The sequence below is a fragment of the Streptacidiphilus sp. MAP12-16 genome, assembly GCF_041262165.1.
Taxonomy (GTDB): Bacteria; Actinomycetota; Actinomycetes; order Streptomycetales; family Streptomycetaceae; genus Streptacidiphilus.
Genome location: NZ_JBGCBY010000019.1, coordinates 74,292 through 90,675 on the forward strand (window position 1 = coordinate 74,292; position 16,384 = coordinate 90,675).

16 protein-coding genes and 1 pseudogene are annotated in these 16,384 nt (G+C 69.3%); 11 read left to right on the forward strand and 6 right to left on the reverse strand.

Going from position 1 to position 16,384, the window contains the following annotated elements:
* Positions 1 to 7 precede the first annotated feature (7 nt).
* The 3 genes from ABIA33_RS24175 to ABIA33_RS24185 all read left to right on the forward strand — a co-directional run bounded on the left by ABIA33_RS24175 (position 8) and on the right by ABIA33_RS24185 (position 1,900).
* Positions 8 to 175, forward strand: coding sequence for a hypothetical protein (locus tag ABIA33_RS24175; protein ID WP_370084500.1), 168 nt, complete (start codon positions 8 to 10; stop codon positions 173 to 175).
* Positions 176 to 659: 484 nt separating this feature from the next.
* Positions 660 to 1,247, forward strand: coding sequence for a C40 family peptidase (locus tag ABIA33_RS24180; RefSeq protein WP_370084501.1), 588 nt, complete (start codon positions 660 to 662; stop codon positions 1,245 to 1,247).
* 263 nt (positions 1,248 to 1,510) lie between these two features.
* Complete coding sequence (locus ABIA33_RS24185; protein WP_370084502.1) at positions 1,511 to 1,900, forward strand: DUF1801 domain-containing protein; 390 nt, start codon at positions 1,511 to 1,513, stop codon at positions 1,898 to 1,900.
* A 34-nt stretch (positions 1,901 to 1,934) separates the two neighbouring features.
* On the opposite strand, the gene ABIA33_RS24190 is transcribed toward ABIA33_RS24185, so the two are convergent.
* The 3 genes from ABIA33_RS24190 to ABIA33_RS24200 all read right to left on the reverse strand — a co-directional run bounded on the left by ABIA33_RS24190 (position 1,935) and on the right by ABIA33_RS24200 (position 4,323).
* Entirely contained in the window at positions 1,935 to 2,720 is a 786-nt protein-coding gene (locus ABIA33_RS24190; RefSeq protein WP_370084503.1) for a cyclopropane-fatty-acyl-phospholipid synthase family protein, read from the reverse strand.
* Positions 2,717 to 3,385 (reverse strand): winged helix-turn-helix transcriptional regulator, encoded by a 669-nt coding sequence (locus tag ABIA33_RS24195; protein ID WP_370084504.1) that lies wholly within the window; start codon positions 3,383 to 3,385, stop codon positions 2,717 to 2,719. Before ABIA33_RS24195 ends, ABIA33_RS24190 begins: the two co-directional genes overlap by 4 nt.
* A 338-nt stretch (positions 3,386 to 3,723) precedes the next feature.
* Positions 3,724 to 4,323, reverse strand: coding sequence for a TetR/AcrR family transcriptional regulator (locus ABIA33_RS24200; protein WP_370084505.1), 600 nt, complete (start codon positions 4,321 to 4,323; stop codon positions 3,724 to 3,726).
* Positions 4,324 to 4,431: 108 nt separating this feature from the next.
* On the opposite strand from ABIA33_RS24200, the gene ABIA33_RS24205 reads away from it, so the two are divergent.
* Positions 4,432 to 5,277: a class I SAM-dependent methyltransferase gene (locus ABIA33_RS24205; RefSeq protein WP_370084506.1), complete on the forward strand. Its 846-nt coding sequence runs from the start codon at positions 4,432 to 4,434 to the stop codon at positions 5,275 to 5,277.
* Positions 5,278 to 5,300: 23 nt separating this feature from the next.
* Here ABIA33_RS24205 and ABIA33_RS24210 read toward each other — a convergent pair whose 3' ends face one another.
* Positions 5,301 to 5,618, reverse strand: coding sequence for an ArsR/SmtB family transcription factor (locus tag ABIA33_RS24210; RefSeq protein WP_370084507.1), 318 nt, complete (start codon positions 5,616 to 5,618; stop codon positions 5,301 to 5,303).
* A 180-nt stretch (positions 5,619 to 5,798) separates the two neighbouring features.
* Between ABIA33_RS24210 and ABIA33_RS24215 the strand changes: the two genes are divergently transcribed.
* Entirely contained in the window at positions 5,799 to 6,650 is an 852-nt protein-coding gene (locus ABIA33_RS24215; protein WP_370084508.1) for an NAD(P)H-binding protein, read from the forward strand.
* A gap of 350 nt (positions 6,651 to 7,000) precedes the next feature.
* Positions 7,001 to 8,140, forward strand: coding sequence for an SPFH domain-containing protein (locus ABIA33_RS24220; protein WP_370084509.1), 1,140 nt, complete (start codon positions 7,001 to 7,003; stop codon positions 8,138 to 8,140).
* A 638-nt stretch (positions 8,141 to 8,778) separates the two neighbouring features.
* Here ABIA33_RS24220 and ABIA33_RS24225 read toward each other — a convergent pair.
* The gene (locus tag ABIA33_RS24225) at positions 8,779 to 10,716 is read right to left on the reverse strand and encodes a phosphatase PAP2 family protein (RefSeq protein WP_370084510.1); all 1,938 of its coding nucleotides are present in this window, start codon (positions 10,714 to 10,716) and stop codon (positions 8,779 to 8,781) included.
* A 380-nt stretch (positions 10,717 to 11,096) separates the two neighbouring features.
* On the opposite strand from ABIA33_RS24225, the pseudogene ABIA33_RS24230 reads away from it, so the two are divergent.
* Both ABIA33_RS24230 and ABIA33_RS24235 read left to right on the forward strand, forming a co-directional pair.
* Positions 11,097 to 11,150 (forward strand): annotated as a pseudogene (locus ABIA33_RS24230) (hypothetical protein); the annotation flags it as partial.
* 142 nt (positions 11,151 to 11,292) lie between these two features.
* Complete coding sequence (locus tag ABIA33_RS24235) at positions 11,293 to 11,517, forward strand: BON domain-containing protein (RefSeq protein ID WP_370084511.1); 225 nt, start codon at positions 11,293 to 11,295, stop codon at positions 11,515 to 11,517.
* Positions 11,518 to 11,542: 25 nt separating this feature from the next.
* On the opposite strand, the gene ABIA33_RS24240 is transcribed toward ABIA33_RS24235, so the two are convergent.
* On the reverse strand, positions 11,543 to 13,825 hold the full coding sequence (locus tag ABIA33_RS24240) for a PAS domain S-box protein (protein ID WP_370084513.1): 2,283 nt from the start codon (positions 13,823 to 13,825) through the stop codon (positions 11,543 to 11,545).
* Positions 13,826 to 14,211: 386 nt separating this feature from the next.
* Between ABIA33_RS24240 and ABIA33_RS24245 the strand changes: the two genes are divergently transcribed.
* The 3 genes from ABIA33_RS24245 (at position 14,212) to ABIA33_RS24255 (ending at position 16,380) form a co-directional block, all read left to right on the forward strand.
* The gene (locus ABIA33_RS24245; protein ID WP_370084514.1) at positions 14,212 to 14,940 is read left to right on the forward strand and encodes a TetR/AcrR family transcriptional regulator; all 729 of its coding nucleotides are present in this window, start codon (positions 14,212 to 14,214) and stop codon (positions 14,938 to 14,940) included.
* Positions 14,941 to 14,956: 16 nt separating this feature from the next.
* On the forward strand, positions 14,957 to 15,319 hold the full coding sequence (locus ABIA33_RS24250) for a hypothetical protein (protein WP_370084515.1): 363 nt from the start codon (positions 14,957 to 14,959) through the stop codon (positions 15,317 to 15,319).
* A 149-nt stretch (positions 15,320 to 15,468) separates the two neighbouring features.
* Positions 15,469 to 16,380 (forward strand): NADP-dependent oxidoreductase, encoded by a 912-nt coding sequence (locus ABIA33_RS24255; protein ID WP_370084516.1) that lies wholly within the window; start codon positions 15,469 to 15,471, stop codon positions 16,378 to 16,380.
* Positions 16,381 to 16,384: the final 4 nt, after the last annotated feature.

Here is a 16,384-nt window from a genome sequence, read left to right on the forward strand (position 1 = left end):
TGGGTCCATGACGCCGACACTCGACGACACCGACCAAGCCACCGCCCAGCTGGTCCGCACCCTGTGGAACCTCAAGGGCGCGGAGGCCGCCCACAGCCTTGCCTCCGAGGCTCCGGCCAGGGTGAACGCCCCCGCGCCGATGCTCGCCGTCGCCGACCCCTGCCGAGCTCTGTGATGGAGCTCGCAACAGCGACCCGTCCGCCGACCGGGACTTGTTCATTGACGGATGGTGCTACGCGTACCGCGAGACCTTGTAGCAGCTGACAAGCCCCCACCAGAGCCCGAGCTCCCGCAGCGTGGGCCGGGCTCTGCCAAGCCGCCTTGCGGGTTACTCGGCACCCTGGTCTGCATGTCTCCCGTCCAAGGGGCAGGTGACGCCCCGTCATCCAGGGCGGCCCGACCTCGTACATGCACGCCGTGCGCCGACGCCCATCGGTGAGGCCCGGCAGATGAAGGAGCTGTCTTTGACACCACCCATGCCCCCAACAGCGTTTCCGGTAGGACCTGCGCGTGCACTGGCTGCTGCCGGTGTCCTCGCGCTGGTACTCCTCGCCGGGCCGGGCCCCGCACACGCCTGGGCCCCGACCCGCCTCTGCGTCACCCCGATACACGGCCAGGCGGCCTACGAGGCATCAGCCCCGTCAAGCGCGCCTCTTTCCGTGGATGCCGAACCATGTAGAGCCGACCTGGCGGAGCGTCTTCGAGGCCTGGCGGCGGTCGCCGCAGCGCGCAACGTGCTCGGCACGCCGTACGCATGGGGCGGGGGCGACACCAGCGGACCGACCGTCGGGTTCTGCGACGGCGTCAACGGCTATCTCGACGGCGTATGCCAGGCCGACCACACGGTGGGCTTCGACTGCAGCGGCCTTGCCCTGTACTCCTGGTACCAGGCCAGCGGCGGAACCATCGTCCTGCCCCACTACAGCCTGCTCCAGCACGACCATGGACGACACCTGGAGCCGGACCAGCTGATCCCCGGGGACCTGCTGTTCTTCGCCGAACCGGGTGGCCCGATCTACCACGTCGGGATCTACCTGGGCCACGGTGCCATGGTCCACGCCGAGCGTACGGGCACCGTCGTCCGCGTCCTCGATGACGTCTTCCACGACCCCACCTGGGCACCGCGCTACGTCGGCGCCACCCGCCCCAGCCCCCTTGACAACCACCTCGGCAACCCGACACCCGACATCGACAGTGGAACCACTGGACACACCGGCCCGTCCGGACACCGCAGCGTTGATCCGTGAGCTGGACGGATTCAGGGTCCCGGCCCGGCCCGTACCGACGAGGCGCTGGAGCACTCCGGGAAGCCCTGCCGGGGGACCGGCTGAACGGCTGAGCCCGCCCGCCGCGCCGATGCGGGGATCGGTCCTCAGGATTGTGAAGTCAGCCGCGGTCTCAGTCGACCTGGGCCAGCGTCCGTTCTCTCTTACGGCTGCGGAATCTCGCAGCCCGAAGGGCCCTGCGGGCCGATACTCGGGAGCCAGCGCTCGGCTACGGTGGAGCGACCATGACCTACACCGCCGACCCACGAGTTGACGCCTACATCGAGGCCCTGCCCGCTTGGCAGCAGGCCATCTGCCGCGAGGTCCGTGATCTGGTCCACACCGCCGACCCGCAGGTGACTGAGACCATCAAGCGCACCAACCGGCCGTACTTCGTCCTGCAGGGCAACATTTGCGCTCTGCTGGCAGCAAAGGACCACGTCAACGTTTTCCTCTATGACGGGGCTATCGTCCCGGACCCCGACGGGATCATCACCGCCGGCCACGACAACAAGACCGCCCGCACCGTGGCAGTGCGTCAGGGTGAGACCATCAACGCACCGGCCCTCACCGCTATGTTCAAGCAGATCATCGCCAACAACCGCGCCGGTGGCTGGCGCAAACTGAAGCGGTGAGGCCAACCCCGACAGCGCGACGCGCTTTCGCTGCTTACCGTGCGAGGATGAACGAGCCTCGGTGAACCGTCAGGACGCCTGTCGCGAGGGCGACCGCGAAGTTCAGCATGCGAGTCGGCCCATCAGCCAGGAGTGCGGGGAGGGTGGCTTGGGTTCCGCCGGCCGCGATGCGGCGTCCGAGGTCCTCGAACCATCGGCGTACCCAAGCGGTCTCGTCGACCCACTCGACAAGCTCGAACCCGCTGGACTGGATCGTGGCGCGCAACTCGTCGGCTGTGGCCAGGAAGCTGTCGCTACCGTCGAGTGACCAGGGCAGCGGTGGGGTTGGTTGGGCGTCGCCGCTCAGACAGACCTCGAAGGTCGCGAAGCGCGCCCCTGGCCGCAGGCGGCGGGCGATCTCGGTGAAGTAGGCCTTCTTGTCCGCGACGTTCATCTGGACGTGCATGGTGTAGCCGGCGTCGAACTCGGCCGGGTCGAAGCCGGCGATGTCGCCGCAGAAGAACGAGACCTGCCCGGAAAGCCCTGCGGTGTCTGTCAGAGCCACGGCCGCGTGGACGTAGGCGGGTGTGATGTCTACGCCGACGACGGTGCAACCAGTTCTGCGGGCGACCTGCCGTGCCGGTCCGCCGAATCCGGAGCCGACGTCCAGCACCCTCATCCCCGACGCGAGGTGCAGGCTGGCCAGTAGCCGGTCGACGGCTTCGGCTCCGCCACTGTGGAACTGGTCGAACTGGTCCCGCTGCTCCTGGGACAGTGCGGCCAGGCCATCGCCGGCGAGGCGCTCTATCGATGCCACAAGGTCCGTTTCGGTGTAGGTCATGGTGTGGCTCCTGATCTGAGGGACGGATGAGCGGGGACGCACAGGAGGTCGGTGAGGACGGACGGTGTGCCGGCGATCTCCAGGCCGAGGTCCGCAGCCTGATCCGGGGTCAGACGACCGGACAGGACCGCACCGACGAGCGACGCCTGCCCGGAGAGCGTCACGTCGGCGTTCGGGGCCGTTCCGCGGCGGATCTCGAAGGTGGCGTGCCGCAGGATCGCGTGGACGGCTTCGCCGCCGGTCTCGAGCCCCACCGCGACTTCGGTCCCCGGGGTGACGCGCGGCGACAGTTCCAACGCGGCGAACAGCGCGGTCCACTGAGGCTGCACCGCGTCCTCGGCCTCCGTGACAGTTTGCATGCGCTCCAGTCCCCAGCACGCCAGCGCGTGCAGGACGTCCTGCAGCTCCCGGCCTCGGGCTGTGAGCTGGTACAGGCTGGTCCCGACCGGGGGCGGAGCGTCGTACCGCTCGAGCAGGCCCTCGGCCTCCATGGCTTTCAGCCGCTCCGCGAGCAGGTTGCTGGCGATGCCCGGCAGCCCTCGCTTCAGGTCGCTGTACCGGCTGGGTCCTAGCGCCAGCAGCTCGCGGACGATGAGCAGTACCCAGCGGTCCCCGACCACGTCCAACGCTCGGGCCACGGAGCAGTACTGCTGGTAGCTCTTCATGTGGGTAGCCTAGGGTGAGGAGTTTAAAATAGCAAGTGGCCGGTTTAAAATAGCTATCACTTGCTTTATTTATACAAGTATGACAACGCGTGCTCTTGCGCTGATGACCCTGCTGCTCGCGGCCTTCGCCGTGAGTCAGCATCGGGGGAGTGGCCCGAGCTACGTGGCCCCTGAAGAAGTCCGGGCATTGGCGGGAGCGACCTGGTCCGAGCGCTGGTGTGGGCGTGGCGGCGCGCCGGGCGGGCGCTCTCCGCCCGTGCCCAGTGGCATCCGGCCCATGAATGGTCCCCGAGGGGATGCCTTCGACCAGACTCGAAGGTCAAGACGCGTTGCCGGGTTCAGACTGGAACGCCTGTGCCGCCTACGAGCGTGGCGATGACGCGCTCCACTTGCGGTCCGGGGTCGGGGGCGCCGGCCCAGCTGGTCATCAGTAGGTGGTGCACGGTTGCGGTCAGCGCTAGCGCTAGCGCGTCGCAGTCGGCTGCGGCCGACAGGCGTCGTAGTGCCTTCTCGGCGGTCAGGTAGTCGGCGATGGACTTCTGGATGGCCGTGAAGCCCGGTGCGTCGGCCTCCCACGCCTGGCGGATCCGCATCGAGGCGGCGGGGCGCGCCATGGCCAGGCCCGCGATGGTGGGGCCGGCTTCGGCCAGGAGCGCCAGCGCGACCGTGCGCAGGTTCGCGGCCAGCGTGCTCTGGCCGGCCCTGTCGGGGAGTTGCTCGGCCTGTCGCGCGGTGTGCGCGAAGCGGTCCAGGACCAGGTCGGCGACGAACTCGTCCAGGCTGGCGAAGTGGGCATGCAGCAGTCCCTTCGCGCAGTCGGCCTCGGTGGTGATCGCCCTGCTGGTCAGCCCGGCCGGGCCCTCGCGCTTCAGCACGCGCTCCGCCGCGGCGAACAGTCGCTCCCGGGGATTGGGGGTGGTCACACCACGAGGTGACATCAAGCCTCTTTCACGGCGGCGGGGCTGCCAGTATGGGCAAGCGCCCATACTGTATGGGCATGCGCCCATTCTAGGGGCTCTGAGCTCCGCAGACTGCAGGAGGCACCCATGACGCAGATCGTCAACACCGACCAGGCACAGGCGTGGAACGGCTACGAAGGCGAACACTGGGCCCGCAACCAGCAGCGCTGGGACACCGTCAACGAGGGGTTCAACGAACCGCTGCTCACCGCCGCAACGATCGCCGAGGCCGACCGGATCCTGGACGTGGGCTGCGGAGCCGGCCGCACCACCCGCCTGGCCGCGCAGCGCGCACCTCACGGCCACGCCCTCGGCCTGGACCTCTCCGCCCCGATGCTGGAACGCGCCCGCGCCACCGCACGCGCGGAGAGCATCGACAACGTCGGCTTCGAACAGGGCGACGCCCAGGTCCACCCGCTTCAGTCCGCTGCCTTCGACGTGGCCATCAGCCGCTACGGCGTGATGTTCTTCGCCGACCCCGCCGCCGCGTTCACCAACGTCGCCCGCGCGCTGCGCCCGGGCGGGCGTGTGGCCTTCATCTGTGCGGCGGACCCCGGCGGCAATGACTGGGTCCGAGCCATCGGCGCACTGCGCGCCCACCTGCCGGTGGGTGACTTCACCAACTCGGGCGGCCCAGGCATGTTTTCGCTGGCGGACCCCGACCGCATCCACGCCGTGCTTACCTCGGCCGGATTCGCTGACGTCCGAAGCGAGCGGCTCGAGGTGCAGGCGAACTGGGGGCCAGACGCCGCCGACGTCGCTTCCTTCCTGCTGAACAGCGGACCGGGACGCTACTTGACCAGCGAGGCCGACCAGGAGACGCGCGTCCGGGCCCGCGAGGCGCTGACGGACTTCCTGCGCATGCACGAGGCCGATGGCCAGGTGCGTCTTCGCAGCACCGCCTGGCTGGTCACCGCACGCCGTCCGAGGTGACCCCCCAACGGCAGAAGACTCGCTTATCGCCCCGTGAGCACTGCGCTTAGCAGGCCGGGGAAACGCGCCTCCACGTCGCCGCGGCGCACTGTGACGATCCGCTTGCGTCCTTCTGCGACGGTCCTGATCAGGCCCGCTTCCCGCAGGACGCGGTAGTGGTGGGAGATCGTCGGGCTGCTCAGGCCAAGGTCGGCCTTCTCGGCGATGACCGCGCAGTCGATCGGCTCCGAACCGCGATACAGCTCGGTCATCAACGCTCGCCTGCCTGGTTCGGCCAGCGCGCTGAGAATGACGGTGAGATCGAAGGATTCGACCGAGGGTTCGGGTAGTGCACGCGGCATCCGTCGCCTCCTCATCGTTTGACGTACATCGAACTTTAGCCTACTGTCGCATCCTGTGATGCTTCGACAAGTATCAATCAATCTGTCGACAGTCTGGCTGCCCGTCCTCGCCGTCGGCACGTTCGCGTCAGCCCTGATTGAAGGAGGCACCGTGCCACGTACTTCCGAGGAGCCGACCCGATGACCGGCGTACTGGTGACTGGCGGCACCGGGAAGACCGGTCGCGAGCTGGTAGGACTGCTGCGCGGCAGAGGCGTGCCGGTTCGGGTGGGCAGCCGTAACCCGGCCGCCGACGACCCGGATGCGATCCGGTTCGACTGGGATGATCCGGCCACCCATCCGGCCGCTCTGGACGGACAGGACCGGGTCTTCGTGGTGCCTCCGGGGCAGAGCCTGGACCCGGTGCCGACGGTCGGGCCGTTCCTGGCCGAGGCGCAGCGCCTCGGCGTGCGCAGGGTGGTGCTTCTCGGCTCCGCCATCCCCCTTGCCCCCAGGGCGCCGGAACTGGCCGCCCAGGTCCGGGCCCAGCCCGGCTGGGTCGTGCTGCGCCCATCCGGGTTCATGCAGAACTTCCTGAGCCCGCACCCCCTGGGCGCGCGGATCCGGCGAGACGGTGAGATCCGCACCGCCGCCGGTGACGGTCGGCTGGGGTGGATCGACGTGCGGGACATCGCGGCAGCCGCCGCGGCCCTGCTGACTGATCTTGACGCAGTCGCCGGCGATCAGCGTGACTACCTGCTCACCGGCCCGCAGGCGCTGAATCACTGGGAGGCGGCGGCGATCATCACCGCCGGCACCGGACGGCCGGTCCGGGTGGTCCATGCGAGTGCGGACCAGCAGGCGGCCGATCGGCGGGCTGCGGGCATACCCGCAGGGTTCGCCGCGATCCTCGCCGCCGCCGACGCCAGCGTCCGGGCCGACCGCGAAGACAAGGTCAGCACCGCGGTGCTCGACCTGACGGGCCGTCCGCCCCGCACCTTCACCCAGTTCGTCCAGGAGCACGCGGCCCGATGGGCGGCACCAGCCGCTTGAGCGCGGGATCAGCCCCAATGCCAGCCGTTGTCAAGGTCCGCGACCCGACAAGGAAACCCCGTGAACGACGCCGCACAGGCCCTCGGCACCCGCTTCTGCGGGGCCAGCGAGAAGGTGTTGGGGGTCCTGCGGGTGCACGATGGAGAGAGTGACACATCCTTGGTCTTCGATTCGGGAATCGGCAAGGTCACCAAGGCGGCTTCCCCATTCGGCCCAGGGCGGCGGTCGGCTGGCGGTGGTCGGCTCCTGGTGCGGGGTGGTGCCGGAACCGAGAGGCGTCCGGAGGAACAGCCCGCCGCACGGCGACCCGATCGGATCCCGCGGGGGTGATGTCCACAGAGGAGATGATCATGTTCGGTTATCGAGTTCCCGCTCCGGACCAGGCGATGCTGATCTCCGGAGGCCAGCGCGGCATGGGAGCCGCGCCGTTCCGCGTGGTGACCGGCCACGGGGCCTACGTGCTGCCGGTCTTTCGCAAGACCCGTTTCCTGACGCTGGCGATGTGCGAGGCGGAGGTGGACGAGAACTGTGTTACCCACCAGGGCATCGCGCTGACGGTGCGCGCGGTGATCGCGTTCAAGGTCGGCAACGACAAGGAGAGCATCGTCAACGCCGGCCAGCGGTTCCTGTCTGACCAGGATCAGATGTCGGTGCTCACCGGGCGGATCTTCGCCGGCCACCTGCGGTCGATCATCGGTTCGATGACGGTCGAGGAGATCGTCACCGAGCGGCAGAAGCTGGCCACCGAGGTGCTGGACACCTCGAAGGCGGAGATGGGCAAGATCGGCCTGATCGTCGACTCGCTGCAGATCCAGTCGATCGACGACGGCCAGACCGGCTACATCTCGGCGATGGCCGCCCCGCACCAGGCCGCGATACAGCGGCAGGCGAAGATCGCCCAGGCCCAGGCCACCCAGGCCTCGGTCGAGGCGCAGCAGGAGGCGGAGCGGAACCAGGCCGAGTACGCCCGGCGGACCGCGGTGGTCCGGGCGCAGTACAACGCGGAGGTGGATCGGGTTCAGGCGCAGGCCGCGCAGGCTGGGCCGCTGGCCGCCGCACACGCCCAGCAGGAGGTGCTGACGGCGCAGACCGAGCTGGCTCAGCGGGCGGCCGGGCTGCGGCAGCAGCAGCTGGTCGCGGAGATCGTGCGTCCCGCCGAGGCGGAGGCCGAGCGGATCCGGGTGCTGGCACTGGCCGATGCCGAGCGGATGAGGATCCAGGCGGAGGCGGCGGCGTCCAACGACCGTGTGGCGCTGGACCGGCTGCTGATCGACCAGCTCCCGCTGATCGTCAAGGAGGCCGCCGGCGGCCTGGCCGGCGCCAACGTCAATGTGCTGAACGGCGCCGACGGACTGGGCGAGATCGCCGCCGGGCTCGTCGGCCAGGGACTGACCATCCTGGACTCGGTCCGACAGAACCTGGGCACATCCCACTCTCGCGCGGACCGCGATGGCGAATCGCGCAAACGAGCTCTCGGTCCGGTCGACTGACATGCCCGGCCGGGGAGCGAGGAGTCCCGGTGGCCCACCAGGCCGCGACCCAGCAGCACCGGTAGTCGTCACGCCACGACGCTGACGACCGCCCCGGCCCGCCAACAGGGTCACTGCTGCAAGTGCTGGGCCAGGGCGGTCAGGAGGGACGCTTCGGGCCGTGGCGGCGAGACTTGCGGGGGCGCTTGCCGGTCGCAGTGCAGCCGCTGTGGGGATTGATCCCCTCCTGCGGATGGATCCCCGACTTTGGACGACCTCGGACCGGCTTGGACGAACCTGGGCGGGGCGCAACTGCCGATCCCCGGGACAAGCCCCCTCGACGGCTGCACCCGCGTCCACCCGATACGCAGCAGGCCGTGACGGCACCTCGCCGCGTTGGCGCGCCGCCCTGGTAGCTCCGCTACGAAGGGCGCTCCGCCGCCTTGCGAGGCAGCGCCACGGGGCGGAGCCGCATGGTGTCACTGCGACGGCGTGCGCCCCGCGGCGGAGCCGCTGATGCCCGCAGCCGCGAAGATCGGCCGGACAGACCCTAGAAGGGCGGCGGCGAGGGCTCGCGTGCGGGGCTTGCGCATGGGGTCTCCGGGGAGGAGTGAGGATGTCGTGGTCGTGCTATCGTGCGCGCGCCGTTCAGTGGTGGGTTAGTTGCCGGTGACGATGCGTACGGACAGCCCCGTGGAGCTGTAGCGGGGCTCGACCCGGTAGCCCGGGAGGTCAACACTGATCGAGCCGAATCGACCGGTCAGCCCGCGGGCGCTGATGATCTGCAGTTCTTGACCGGGGCACAGGTCAGCGACCTGGGACAGACGGATCGTCAGCATGCTGTCCCAGCCGAGCCGCACGGTGCGTGCCACCCATAGCGTGGGTCCGTCGTGCCGGTGAGGGGTGACGTCCAGGGTGCCGCCGTTCAGCATGCCGGAGCCGTGTACCTGGACGGGCCCGGCCGCCGCGAGATACAGCGTGCCGCCGTCGATCCGGACGCCTCCCCGACCGAGGGCGCCGCCTGACCCGGCGCCCAGGACACCCTGCCGCACCCAGGTGTCGCCGGTGTAGCGGTTGTTCCCGGTGAGGGTCAGCGTGCCGGTGCCCTGCTTGGTCAGGCCGCCTCGTCCGGCGATGTCGTTGTGCCAGGTGTCGGCGGCGTTGAAGCCGCCTGCGGCGGCGTCCATCGCCAACACCACGTCCGCGTCGAAAGCACCGTAGCCGTCGGCCGCGGCAAAGAGGTTCAACCGTCCCCACGACTCCGGTCCGTCCAGTACCGGGTGGCCGGCCGGGAGCGCGGTCGTCCGCAGCACCTCGCGGCGCTGACTCGCGTCCAGGTAGGGCAGCCGGGTCTCCAGCAGTACCTCGGCGCCCTTGGGCACCGTCATCGGGCTGTCGTCCGGGCAACCGCGCGCGGGCAGGCCGTAGGTGAGCAGCGGCGCTACGGCGGCGGCGTTGGCTGCTCGGTCGGCGTAGGGGTCGGTGGAGGTGTCGGCCGCGTGCGCGAAGGCGTTGAGCGTGTCCGCGGTGGTACCGGTCTGCGCCTCGAAGTAGGAAAGTGCCTGGTTGCGGGCGGCGGTCTTGACGGTGGCGTTGGCCGGGTCGCTCAGGATGGCGGCGGCCAGCGCGGTGGCGAGGACCCGGCCGCCGAGTACGTCGACGGCGGAGTGCATGCCCGCCACGATGCGCGAGTCGGCCAACTCGTAGGCCCGGGTCACCAGCTCCTGGAAGCGCTCAGGGACGGCGTAGGCGTAGGCGAGGCCGGCCAGGAAGAAGGCGTTGGTGTGCCCGCTGGGGTAGCCGTCGTCGGTGGCCGGTGTGGTGCTTCGCTGGCGCAGCAGTTGCGGGGCCACCACGACCTCGGACTTGTAGACCGGGTAGCCGAATGCGTCGACGGCGCCGGTGTCGACGACCTCGCTGTCCTCCGTCATCCGCCAGGGCCGGGGGTACAGGTAGGCGAGCTTGGACGGGTTGCCGGAGGAGTAGTTGCCGCGCAGGGTCTGCATCAGCGTGACCACGGCGCCGAGTTGGGAGCTGGTGGAACCGGCGCCGGTGGCCGATCCGGCCGGAGCGCCCGGGGGTACCACATCGTTGATCGTGGTCGGCGGGGTGCCGTCGGGGGCAGAGGTGATGCTGGTGACAGCCAGGGCGCCGGTCTTGTAGAGCCCTGCGAGCGGGCCCAGGGCGTCGATCATGCCGTAGCTCTGGTCCTGGCGGTCGTGGATGAACGCCTGCTTGGCCTGGTCGTTGGTACGGGTGTTGGTGACCTTGATGCAGTGCCGCACGTTCGCCCGCAGCACCTCCCGGTCGAGTACCGTCCCGTTGTTCCAGGCGGTCCCGGTCCGCCAGAGCCGGGCCATGCCGGACAGGATGTCGACCGCCGCGTTGGACGCGGCGGCCAGGTCGGCGCTGATGTTGCTGGTGTAGTGGTCGACGAAGGGCAGCATCGCGTCGAGCGCCGAGGTCCCCGCCGTCGCCTCGGTTTCGCGCGCGGCGGCGATCGGCGCGGGGAGCACGGGCGCGGCTGCCAGCCCCGCCGAGAGGGCGATCGCGCTTCTCAGAAGTGCCCGTCTGTTCAAGGTGGTTGATGCGCCCATGGCTCTTTCCATCGCAAACGTTCCGGCGTCCTGGACGAGCCGGTGCCCTAGGAACCTAGGGGGTACATGACACGGGAGATCAAACAATCCACAACCAGGTTGTTAACGCTCACAAGACACATGGGATCTCACCGGAACGTGTCACGTCCCATGAGATGATTTGATGCAATGAAGACTGTTATGCAGGTTCTGCCTGCTGTTTCGGTTCGTTGATCCAGACCTGCGTGCAGATCGTGGGTGGCGCATCGTGCACTACAGCGAGTTGAGTCGAGTCATCGCTGGGGTCCGGGGCCCAGCCCGACCCCCAGGGCCGCACCGGCCAGCTGTGGCCGCGCCCCAGGGACCGGGAGCGCGCGGAGGCCGAGACCGCCGAAGGCCTGATGACCACCACAGTGTTCACCACCCGCCCGGAGTGGAGCGTGGTGGAGGCCACCCGGATGATGGACCGTCACCACGTCAAGCGCCTACCGGTGATCGACGAGACCGGCCCACTGGTCCGGCATCGTCAGCCGCAGCGACCTGCTGCGCGTCTTCCTGCGCCACCACACCGCGATCCGCGAGGAGAACACCCAAGAGGTGCTGGAACGCACCCTGTACCTCGCCCCCACCGCCGTGCGCGTCGAGGTGACGGACGGCGTGGTCACCCTGCGCGGCGAGGTGCTGCGCCAGAGCCTGCTCCCCATCGCGCTGCGCCTGTGCCGCTCCGTGGACGGCGTCGTTGCCGGCCACGACCAGCTCTGCTACACCTTCGACGACCGCAAGATCGACCTCGACCCGCCGAAGATCCACGGAACCCTGTAGCACCCACCCGGACGCCTCGACCGCGTCAGGCGCGCGGTGCCAGTGGCAGTGCGAACCACACGGCCTTGCCTTCGCTGGTGGGCCGGGTACCCCAGGTGCCGGCCAGGGACTCGACGAGGAGCAGGCCGCGGCCTGACTCTGCGTCGGTTCCCGCCAGCCGTGCGTGGGGGAGGAACGGACTGCCGTCACAGACCTCGATGCTGACTTCGTCCTCGGTCCGACGTACGCGCACGCGCAGGGGTCCGCAGGCGTGTTTGACCGCGTTGGTCAGCAGTTCGGAGGCCAGCAGGCAGGCGGTGTCGCTGATCTCCTCGCAGTCCGAGGAGTTCAGGGTGCGTCGCAGGATGCGGCGGCCCTCGCTGACGCCCGAGGGCCGGGCAGGCAAGGTCGCGGAGACCGTCGTGACCGGGATCTGCGGGACACGGGCCAGCAGCAGGGTGACGTCGTCGCCGTAGTCCTCAGGGTCGGGTAACAGGGCGGCGAGCACCGCGTCCGCGGTCTCCTCCAGATCGCAGCAGTCGGAGACTGTCTTCTCCAAGGCCACGCACAGCGCGCCCAGTTGGAGTTCGATGTCGCTCTGCGGGGTCTCCGCCAGGCCGTCGGTGTAGAGCGCGAGGACCGAGCCGGCCATCACGCGAAGGGTAGTCTGCTGGTGCGGGACCTCGCCGACTCCCAGCGGGACGCTGACCGGGACCGGAAGTGCCCGTGCGCGGCCATCTGGCTCGACCAGTAGTACCGGGAGATGCCCGGCCGAGCACACGCTCACTTCCCCAGCATCCGGATCGAGTACCAGGTAGCAGCAGGTGACCAGCTGATCGGGGAACTCGGACACCACCGCATCCAGGGCCTGCATCAGCTGCCAGGGCGGCATACCGGTCTTCGCCAGCGCGTGCGCCGCCGAGCGGAGCTGACCCATCACCGCCGCAGCCTCCAGGCCCCGGCCCATGACATCGCCGATGAGCACGCCGACCTGGCCGGTACCCAGGGCGACGAGGTCGAACCAATCGCCGCCCACTCCCGCACCCTGACGAGCGGGAAAGTAGCGGCTGGCGGTGGCCATGCCAGGGACGGGAGGTGGCGAGCCCATCAAGCTGCGCTGCAGAGTTAGTGCCACGTGGCGCTGCTGCTCGTACAGGGTGGCCAAGGCCGCCTCTGCCCGCTTGCGGTCGGCGATGTCGCGGACGATCGCGCAGGAACCGGTGATGGCGCCGTCGCGGTCCCGGATCGGCCACAGCGTGACATCGACGTCCAGCAGCCGTCCGCCGCGGGCGACACGGAGGGTCTCGAAGTTTTCGATCTCCTCGCCCTGGCCCAGCCGGCGCAGCAGTTCCGCGATCTCGTCCTGGCGGTCCTCGGGGGCCAGGAACGCGACGTGACGGCCGAGCGCCTGGCTCGCCGGGTAGCCGTAGATGCGTTCGGCGGAAGCGTTCCAGTAGGTGATGACCCCCTCCGGGGTCTTGGCCAGGATCGCATCCTGCGAGGACTCGGCGATCACGGCGAGTTCGTTCAACTTCCTTTCGGCCGCTCGGCGTTCGCTGACATCGCGGATCGCGGCGGAGACCAGCATGCCGTCGGGGGTCTCCAGCGGGCTGAGGCTGATCTCGACCGGGACCTCCCGTCCGTCCTTGCGCAGCCCGAACAGTTCCAGGCCCGCACCCATCGGCCGCACCCGACGGTTGTCCACGTAGGCGTGCCGGCGCGTCGGATGGTTGCCCCGGAAGCGCTTGGGCACGAGCACGTCCACCAGCTGGCCCAGCAGCTCCTCGCGCCGGTATCCGAACAGCACCTCGGTCTGCGCGTTGACCAGCCGGATGACACCTGCGTCGTCGACGATCACCATCGCGTCCGGCGCCGACTCGAGCAGACCCCGAAACCGCTCCTCAGCCGCCTTGCGCTCGCTGACGTCCCGAACGGCGGCCGAGACCAGGAGCCCGTCGGGAGTTTGCAGCGGACTGAGGCTGATCTCGACCGGGAACTCCCGCCCGTCCTTGCGCAACCCGTACAGCTCCAGCCCCGCACCCATGGGGCGGACCTGCTGATTGGCCAGGTACCCGCGGCGATGCCCGGAGTGCTGGCTGCGGAACCGCTCCGGCACCAGGACCTCGATGGGGCGGCCGAGCAGTTCCTCGCGCGGGTATCCGAACAGCGCCTCGGTCTGCGCGTTGACCAGCCGGATGACACCGGCGCCGTCGACGATCACCATCGCGTCCGGCGCTGCCTCCAGCAACGCTCTGAATGGCTCGTCGGTCTTCGTCACCACGGCACCGCCCCATATTCGCCCGCTGAGCACCTGCAGAGAACCGGACACGACGGACTTATCGCGCCTGCGGCTCGCCTCATCCCAGCACGAAGCCGACACTGCGCTCTCCGTTTGTCGGCTTTCAGGCGGAATGTGACCGCGCAGGACCACAACCGCTGGTCCGGGATCGTCACACACGCTGACCGGGCCGGCACGCTGCCCGACAACCGTGGAGGCCTGATGGCCACCAGGCCCGCCGCCCTCACTCAACTCGACAACGCCATCCCTCCCCGGTTCTCCGCGCAGATGGCTGAACCGCGGACCGCTTCCGTCGTGACGAGGGTGGGTTGATCGGGTTCTTGGCCGGGTAGGTGGTGCGCATCATGAACAGTGTTCATTCAATAAGGAGCGTTCATTCATTGAACACTGTTCACTCTTGGTGCTACCGTCGAGCCATGGCCAAGAGGCGCACTTCGCGCGACAACAGTTCCCTTGAGCAGTGGGCGGCGCAGATCGCAGCACTGGACGCCGCACCGAGCGCGCCCCCGTCCCGCAGGGAACCCCTCACGGCCGGCCGGATCGTGGACGCCGCGCTCCAGCTCGTCGAGGTCGACGGGTACGAGGCTTTGACGATGCGACGTGTCGCCGCCGCACTGCAGGCCAGTCCGGGGGCGCTGTACGCGCACGTGCGCGACAAGGCGGCGCTCGACGATCTGATGATCGGAGAGCTGTGCTCACGCATCACGTTGCCCGTGCCGGATCCCGCGCAGTGGCGGGCCCAGGTCCTCGACGTCTGTCGGCAGATGCGCGACCTGTACCTCCGCTACCCGGGCATCGCACACGCCGCATTGGAAAGCACCCCGCAAAGCCTGGACGCGCTCCGGATCTATGAAGGCCTGTTCGCGATCCTCCTGGCTGGAGGAGCGGCACCGCAGTGCGCCGCGTGGGCGATCGATGGCGCGTTCCAGTACATCAGCGCCTACAGCCTCGTCTGGCTGCGGCGGGTTCCCCAGGAGGCCGCCGCAGGGCCGATCGTGGAAAACGCTGAAGTCATCGAGCGTTTCATGATGCTGCCCGCCGACCGCTTCCCGAACACGGTCGCGCATGCACGGGAAGTGACCTCCGGCGAGGGACACGACCGCTTCGACTTCGCAGTCGGACAACTCTTCCGTGGACTCACCTGACACAGAGAAGGTCACCATGAGCGCTGACACCACCCCCTTAGAAGCCGGCCGACCGGCCGCCCTCAGCATTGCCCGCAGTCGCGGTGCCGCAGGCAGCGGCGGACCCCGTGCCGCGAACCGATGGATCGCCCTGGCCGTTCTGTCGATCGGGACAGCCGTGTTCAGCTCCCTCGCCGCGTCGGCGATCACGGGCCATCTCCACGCGCACGCAGCGACGGCCGCGCAGGCGGCGACCATCACCGACGCGACCGTCGCCGGCTACCACCAGGTGTTCTGGATCGCGGCGTTGGTATTCCTGGGCACCGCCGTACTGGCCGCCGCCCTGTTCCGCAGCGGCCCACTGCCAGTCGGGGGTACCGCACCCGCCGCTGCGCTCTGATGCCCGTCCACGCCTGTCACGGCGGGCGCGCACCCGAGTCGACTCGATCCCTCTCCAGCCCCCGCCTCCAGGGCAACCAGCCCCCGCCTCCAGGGCAAGGCGACACCCCCGCCACCAAGGTTCCAAAACAAGCAGTTGAGAGGAGCATCATGAAGGCAGCACAGTTCAGCGCATTCGGAGAGCCCGAGGTCCTGGAAATCGTGGACCTCCCCGACCCGCACCCGGCCCCCGGCCAGGTCCGGATCGTCGTGCACGCGGCCGGCGTCAGCGCCACGGACTGGAAACTGCGCAAGGGCCTGTTGAGCTTCGGCGCAGCGCTCCCGCAGACCACAGGCCGCGACATCGCGGGCGTGGTCGACGAGGTCGGCGACGGCGTGACCGACGTTGCCGTCGGCGACCGGGTGTTCGGCGTTTCCGACGACGGCGCCGGCGCGGCCGAGCTGGCCCTGCTGACCCACCGCGCGATCATTCCCCCCTCCCTCGGGTTCATCGACGCCGCCGCACTGCCCGTCGCCCTCGAAACAGCGACGCGCGGCCTCGACCAGCTCCAAGTCGGCGCCGGAAGCACGCTGCTCATCAACGGCGCCACCGGCGGGATCGGCGGCACAGCCGTCCAACTCGCCGTCGCTCGCGGCGCGCGCGTGCTCGGCGTCGCCGGTGCCGCCAACCAGAGCTATCTGCACTCGTTGGGCGCGGAACCCGTGACGTACGGCGAAGGCATGGTCAAGCGGGTTCGCGCGCTGGCCCCCGGCGGTGTCGATCACGCACTCGATGTCGCCGGGAACGGCATCCTGCCCCAGCTCATCGACCTCGCAGGCGGCTCGCAGAACGTGGTGACACTCGCCGACTTCGAGGGTTCCAAGGAGCACGGCGTGCATTTCAGCAACGGATTCGCCGACGGCCACGCCTTCCACGCGCTCGCCGAGGTGGGCGAGTTGATCGATGCCGGGCGGTTCTGGCTCCCCGTCGACCGGACCTTCCCCCTCGCTGAGATCGCCAAGGCGCATCGCGCCAGCGAGCACGGCAACGCACGAGGCAGGCTGGTACTGGTGGTCCGCTGATGGC

Bases quoted from the DNA above. Each gene is read 5' to 3' on its own strand.
- ABIA33_RS24175 (WP_370084500.1), top strand. From the start codon at position 8: ATGACGCCGACACTCGACGACACCGACCAAGCCACCGCCCAGCTGGTC.
- ABIA33_RS24185 (WP_370084502.1), top strand. From the start codon at position 1,511: ATGACCTACACCGCCGACCCACGAGTTGACGCCTACATCGAGGCCCTG.
- ABIA33_RS24190 (WP_370084503.1), bottom strand. From the start codon at position 2,720: ATGACCTACACCGAAACGGACCTTGTGGCATCGATAGAGCGCCTCGCC.
- ABIA33_RS24195 (WP_370084504.1), bottom strand. From the start codon at position 3,385: ATGAAGAGCTACCAGCAGTACTGCTCCGTGGCCCGAGCGTTGGACGTG.
- ABIA33_RS24200 (WP_370084505.1), bottom strand. From the start codon at position 4,323: ATGTCACCTCGTGGTGTGACCACCCCCAATCCCCGGGAGCGACTGTTC.
- ABIA33_RS24205 (WP_370084506.1), top strand. From the start codon at position 4,432: ATGACGCAGATCGTCAACACCGACCAGGCACAGGCGTGGAACGGCTAC.
- ABIA33_RS24210 (WP_370084507.1), bottom strand. From the start codon at position 5,618: ATGCCGCGTGCACTACCCGAACCCTCGGTCGAATCCTTCGATCTCACC.
- ABIA33_RS24215 (WP_370084508.1), top strand. From the start codon at position 5,799: ATGACCGGCGTACTGGTGACTGGCGGCACCGGGAAGACCGGTCGCGAG.
- ABIA33_RS24220 (WP_370084509.1), top strand. From the start codon at position 7,001: ATGTTCGGTTATCGAGTTCCCGCTCCGGACCAGGCGATGCTGATCTCC.
- ABIA33_RS24225 (WP_370084510.1), bottom strand. From the start codon at position 10,716: ATGGGCGCATCAACCACCTTGAACAGACGGGCACTTCTGAGAAGCGCG.
- ABIA33_RS24245 (WP_370084514.1), top strand. From the start codon at position 14,212: ATGGCCAAGAGGCGCACTTCGCGCGACAACAGTTCCCTTGAGCAGTGG.
- ABIA33_RS24250 (WP_370084515.1), top strand. From the start codon at position 14,957: ATGAGCGCTGACACCACCCCCTTAGAAGCCGGCCGACCGGCCGCCCTC.
- ABIA33_RS24255 (WP_370084516.1), top strand. From the start codon at position 15,469: ATGAAGGCAGCACAGTTCAGCGCATTCGGAGAGCCCGAGGTCCTGGAA.